Below are 465 nucleotides of genomic sequence, written 5' to 3'. Positions count from 1 at the left end.
GGGGGCCCCACCCGGGGGGGGCGCCCCCCCGCGATCCTGCCGATCGACGAACCTGTCGAGACCCGGCCGATCGCTGACTCCGGCCTGTCCGACGGGGCGGCCACGGACATCCGCCTGCCGAGCGGGCGCGTGCTTCTGCCCGGTCTCGTCGACACCCACGTGCACGTCAACGAGCCAGGTCGCACGGACTGGGAGGGCTTCGCGAGCGCCACCCGCGCCGCCGCGGCCGGCGGGGTCACGACGGTGATCGACATGCCGCTCAACAGCATCCCGCCGACGACGACGGTCAGCGGCCTCGACCTCAAGCGTGCGGCCGCCGGCCCGCAGGCGAGCGTCAACGTCGGCTTCTGGGGCGGGGCGGTCCCCGGCAACCTCGGCACCCTGCGCGAGCTGCACTCAGCCGGTGTATTCGGGTTCAAGGCCTTCCTCTCCCCCTCCGGCGTCGAGGAGTTCCCCGCGCTCTCC

1 protein-coding gene is annotated in these 465 nt (G+C 74.2%); it reads left to right on the top strand.

Features of this window, described 5'->3' with window-relative positions; genetic code table 11:
• Positions 1-465: amidohydrolase family protein (locus tag QN345_RS19790; RefSeq protein ID WP_416347690.1), on the top strand; the 465-nt coding region annotated here is incomplete at both ends.

Source organism: Cryobacterium sp. 10I1, from assembly GCF_035019805.1.
GTDB lineage: Bacteria > Actinomycetota > Actinomycetes > Actinomycetales > Microbacteriaceae > Cryobacterium > Cryobacterium glucosi.
This window is presented reverse-complemented; position numbering and strand designations above follow the sequence as displayed.